The sequence below is a fragment of the Streptomyces albidus (ex Kaewkla and Franco 2022) genome (assembly GCF_013870515.1).
GTDB lineage: Bacteria > Actinomycetota > Actinomycetes > Streptomycetales > Streptomycetaceae > Streptomyces > Streptomyces albidus.
On sequence record NZ_JACBXA010000337.1, the window covers coordinates 1 to 5,066 of the forward strand.

Genomic DNA, 5,066 nt, shown 5'->3' on the forward strand with positions numbered 1-5,066 from the left:
AGGCGCACCTGGCGAAGATCGGCGGCGCCAAGCGCTTCACGCCCTCCGCGGACCTGCTCGGACGGGGAGAACCCGGCGCGCAGCCTCAAGCCCTCATCCGAATCCGGGCCTGCGGTCGATCGCATCAAGGACCGCGGCAGGCTGGTCGTCGGCGTCGATCAGAACAGCTATCTGTGGGGTTACCGGGACCCCACGACCGGCAAGATCGACGGCTTCGACATCGATCTGGTGCGCGCCATAGCGAAGGATCTGCTGGGCGACGACCCGGAGATCACCTACAAGACCGTTCCGACCGATCAGCGCATCCCCGCGATCAGGAACGGCGATGTCGACATGGTCGTGCGCACCATGACGGTCAACTGCGAACGGATCAAGGAAGTCGCCTTCTCCACCGCCTACTTCGAGGCCGGACAGCAGCTGCTCGTGCCCAAGCAGAAGAAGGACGGCAAGAGCGACGCGGACGGCAGGAACGGCACGGACGGTAAGAACGGCGCCGGCTCCGGAGTCACGGGCTTCGACGAGAGCCTGCGCGGCAAACGGCTGTGCTTCGCCGAGGGTTCGACGGCTCAGACGCTGATGGAGAGCGGCAAGTACCGGGACCTGGGCGCCGAGCCGGTCGTGGTCGCCAACCAACTCGACTGCCTGGTCCGGCTCCAGCTCGGCAGGGCGGACGCCACGCTCACCGACAGCGCCCTCGGCGCGGGGCAGGCCGCACAGGACCCGTCCGTCGAACTCATCGGCGAGCCGGTGACGTCGGAGCCCTACGCGGTCGCCATGAACCTGAAAGACGAAGACCTGGTGCGCAGGGTCAACAGCGTGCTGGACGACTACCGCAAGGGCGGCGACGACAGCCGCTGGCGCACGTCGTACGACAAGTGGCTCGCCGACGACATCATGGGTACGGACGAGGGGAAGGAACTCGCTCCGCCGAAGCCGAAGTACCGGGACTGACCGCCCGGTTGACAGCCACACCAGACCACGACGAAGCAGTGAGGTGATCGATGGGGCCCGCGGGACCCACCGGGCCGGTGATGAGCCGGGAGGAGGCCGACCGAGCGCTGGAGCGGCTGACCGCTGAGCACGAAGCGGTCGAGTCGTCGCTGCTCGCGCTCCAGGACCACGCCGGCCGCCGTCTTCTCGAAGGCGCGCGGCTCACCGGCACGACCGCGCACCGGTGGGCGCAGGCCGAGGCGGCCATCACCCAGCTGTGGAACGTCTTCGACCACTACAGCGCCGCCCTCACGCAGGCGCAGGAGGTGCGCGACCGGCGCCGCTGGCCCAGCCGTGAGGATCTCGCGGAGCTGACAGAGCTGTTGCGCGGCCCGCGCACCGTTCCCGGCAGCGCACTCAACGCCGGGATCGGCGGCACGGAAGGGCCACGGCTCGCCGAGGAGGTGACGCTGAGCGGGCTCGTCGAGTGGATGAACAACTGGTACGCGCAGGCCCTCGACGTGGTCGCGGCGGCCGACTCCGTCTGGTCGGCGCTGCCGGCCCGCATAGACCTGCTCGCGGCCGAGCTGCGGCGGGTGCAGTCGCTCGCCCACTCCGTCGGCGTGCGCCCCGGTGAGCACCCCTCCGGTGACGAACTGGAGCGCACCACGGAGGAACTGACCGCGCTGCGTGCCGAAGTGGTCGCCGACCCGCTCGCCTTCTGGACCCGTGCGGGCGGCAGCAGCGCCCCCGGCGGCGGCAGGCCGGACACCTCCCGCTACGACAGCGCCGCGCGTGCGCTGGAGGACATCCGGCGTGAGATCGACGCCGTGCTCAGCGTGCGTCAGGACTCCGAGCAGAGGCTCATGCGGCTGCGCGACGTCCTCTCTCGCGCCGACCGCACCCTCGCCGAGGCCCGCGAGGCGCGCGGCGAGGTGCTGGCCAAGATCGCCGCTTCTGAGGTCCCCGCCGTCAGCGGGCCGGCGACCGCCCTGCACGAACAGCTCACGTCCGCGGCCGAGTTCAGGCGGCACTCCCAGTGGCACCGCCTCTCACCGCTGCTGGAGAGCCTCGAACGGAGCGCGGACGACGAGTTGGACCGGGCACGGGCAGAGCTGTCCGCCGTGACGGCGCCGTTGGCCGTACGGGCCGAGCTGCGCGGGCGTCTGGACGCGTACAAGGCCAAGGTTGCTCAGCACGGCATGGCCGAGGACCGCATGCTGATCGAGCGGTACGACGTGGCGCGCCGGATGCTGTGGAGCGCTCCGTGCGATCTGCGGGCGGCCGAGGACGCGGTGCTGCGCTATCAGCATGCCGCGCAGGAGGTTCTGACACCCCGCCAGGCCGACTCCGCACCGGCCGAGGGGATGGCCGACTCGTGAGCGACGTGCGGGGTGGTGCGGGAGGCGTGGGCACAGCGGGAGCCCACGGCGGCGGCGACACCTCCTCCGCCCTCAACAAGCCCTGCCAGCGGCCCGGTTGTGAGGGCCGGTACGAGGACATGGGCGGCGGCGAGCTGTACTGCGACACCTGCGGGCTGGCTCCCGTCGTCGCACCGGGAGGCATGCTCGGAGCCGCGCCGACCGGGATGACGAGCGCGGCGCGGGGGAGTGCGGCGTCGTCCGCGTCCGCCGGGTCGCGCGCCTCCTCGCGTTCGTCGGCGCGTGCGTCGTCCCGCTCCAGGTCTTCCCGGCGTTCGGTCTCCGGGCGGCTCGCGCAGGACCTGACCGGGGAGAGCACCGCCCGCGCCGTCTCCGTACGCAGCTCCTCCCGCTCCTCGGCCGCCGGCTCGGGCCGCAACAGGCTCGGTGCGGGCCTGGTGTCCGTACCCGAGGTGCCGAAGGCCGATCCGGGCACCGTCGTCCTGGACGATCCGGAGGTGCCGGAGCGCAAGCGGTTCTGCAGCAACAGCGAGTGCGGCGTCGCAGTGGGACGTGCGCGCGGCGACCGGCCGGGCCGCACCGAGGGGTTCTGCACCAACTGCGGTCACCCCTACTCCTTCGTGCCCAAGCTGCGTCGAGGAGACGTGGTGCACGGGCAGTACGAGGTCGCGGGCTGCCTCGCGCACGGCGGGCTCGGCTGGATATACCTGGCCGTCGACCGTGCGGTCTCCGACCGCTGGGTGGTGCTCAAGGGCCTCCTCGACACCGGTGACCAGGACGCGATGGCCGCCGCCATCTCCGAACGGCGCTTCCTCGCCGAGATCGAGCACTCCAACATCGTCCGCATCTACAACTTCGTCGAACATCTCGACAAGCGCACCGGAAGCCTCGACGGCTACATCGTCATGGAGTACGTCGGCGGAAAATCCCTCAAGGAGATCGCCAACGGGCGCCGCACGCCGGGCGGAAGGCGTGACCCCGTCCCCGTCGAGCAGGCGTGCGCGTACGCGCTGGAGGCGCTGGAGGCGCTGGGCCATCTGCACAGCAGGAACCTGCTCTACTGCGACTTCAAGGCCGACAACGCCATCCAGCAGGAGAACCAGCTCAAGCTCATCGACATGGGCGCGGTGCGCCGTGCCGACGACAACGAGAGCGCGATATACGGGACGGTCGGCTACCAGGCGCCCGAAGTCGCCGCCGACGGCGCCTCGGTGGCCTCCGACCTCTACACGGTGGCGCGCACCCTGGCGGTGCTGACCTTCGACTTCCAGGGCTACACGAACGTCTTCGTGGACAGCCTTCCCGATCCGGAGAACATCGGGATCTTCCAGCAGTACGAGTCCTTCTACAGGTTCCTCGTGCGGGCGACCGACCCGGATCCGCACCGCCGCTTCGCCTCTGCCGCCGAGATGTCCGAGCAGCTGACGGGTGTGCTGCGCGAGGTCGTCGCGGTGCAGACGGAACGTCCGCGGCCCGCGATGTCCACGCTCTTCGGCCCTGAACTGCGCGTGGCGGACACCGAGTTGCTGGAGCGGACGTCCGGCGACACCTCCACGCTGGGCGCCCGCATCGATGCTGCCCGCATCGATGCTGAGGGCCCTGTGCGGGACGCCGCCGTGCCGGGGCAGAGGAAGCCGTCGCACCAGGCCGACGGAAACGCTGCGGCGCCGCGCGAAGCCGTACGGCTCACGCCCCTGCTCGTACGTGCCACGGCCCTCGCGCTGCCCGTTCCGCGTGCGGACGCGGGTGACCCCAACGCGGGGTTCCTGGCCGGTCTTGCGGCGTCCGCGCCCGCCGAACTGATCAGCGCGCTGCGGGAGGCGCCCACCGACTCGGTCGAGCTGCGCCTGCGACGGCTGCGTGCGCACCTGGAGCTGGAGAGCGCCGAGGACCGGGCCGCTGCCGCGGAAGAGCTGGCGGCTCTGGAGCAACGGCATCCCGACGACTGGCGCGTCATCTGGTACCGCGGTCTTGCGGCCCTCGTCGGCGGCGACAGGGAGACCGCCGCGCTCGCCTTCGACGCGGTCTACGACGCCTTTCCGGGCGAGCCCGCACCCAAGCTCGCGCTCGCCGTGTGCGCGGAGGTGCTCGGGCAGTCGGACAACGCAGCCGAGTACTACCGGCTCGTGTGGGCGACCGACCGTGCCTACGTCAGCGCCGCCTTCGGGCTCGCACGGGTACGTCTCGCGACGGGCGACCGGTACGGCGCGGTGACGGCTCTGGATTCCGTACCGGAGGCGTCCATCCACTACACCGCGGCGCGCGTCGCCGCGGTGCGTGCGCGTATAAGGCAACGCGCACCGCACGAGCCGCTGCTCGAGGACCTGTACGCCGCGGCGCGTCAGGTCGAGCGGCTGCGGGACGTCGGTCTCGACGCCCCGCGGAGGGAGGCGCTGACCACCGAAGTGCTGGGCAGCGCGCTGGACTGGGTACTCGCGGGACGACACGGTGCTCCACCTCCGGCTCCGCCGGACGCCGTGCGGACCGGCCCGAGCCCCGCGCACATCGGGCCGCTGCTCGGCAGCCCGCTGGACGAGGCAGGTCTGCGTCACGGGCTCGAGCGCTCGTACCGCCTGCTTGCCAGACTCGCGCAGTCCGGCAACGAGAGGATCGAACTGGTGGAACGGGCCAACCGATTCCGCCCCAGGACGTGGGTGTGACCATGCTTGATCAACTGTCCGCGTGCCCGAGCTGTCACGAGCCGCTGGAGAAGGGCGACCGCTTCTGCGGCGTGTGCGGTGCCGACCTGACGGT

The 5,066-nt window shown here is 71.1% G+C and carries 4 protein-coding genes; all 4 read left to right on the forward strand.

Annotation, left to right across the window (positions count from 1 at the left end):
- Positions 1-951 (forward strand): glutamate ABC transporter substrate-binding protein (locus tag H5J26_RS28205; RefSeq protein ID WP_181768798.1); only part of this gene is annotated, 951 nt, incomplete at its 5' end.
- A gap of 80 nt (positions 952-1,031) precedes the next feature.
- Positions 1,032-2,312: a hypothetical protein gene (locus H5J26_RS28210; protein WP_181768799.1), complete on the forward strand. Its 1,281-nt coding sequence runs from the start codon at positions 1,032-1,034 to the stop codon at positions 2,310-2,312.
- 119 nt (positions 2,313-2,431) lie between these two features.
- Complete coding sequence (locus tag H5J26_RS28215) at positions 2,432-4,972, forward strand: serine/threonine-protein kinase (protein WP_181768800.1); 2,541 nt, start codon at positions 2,432-2,434, stop codon at positions 4,970-4,972.
- A 2-nt stretch (positions 4,973-4,974) separates the two neighbouring features.
- Positions 4,975-5,066, forward strand: a 92-nt coding sequence (locus H5J26_RS31730) for a zinc-ribbon domain-containing protein (RefSeq protein ID WP_235981206.1), incomplete at its 3' end; no start/stop codon positions are given.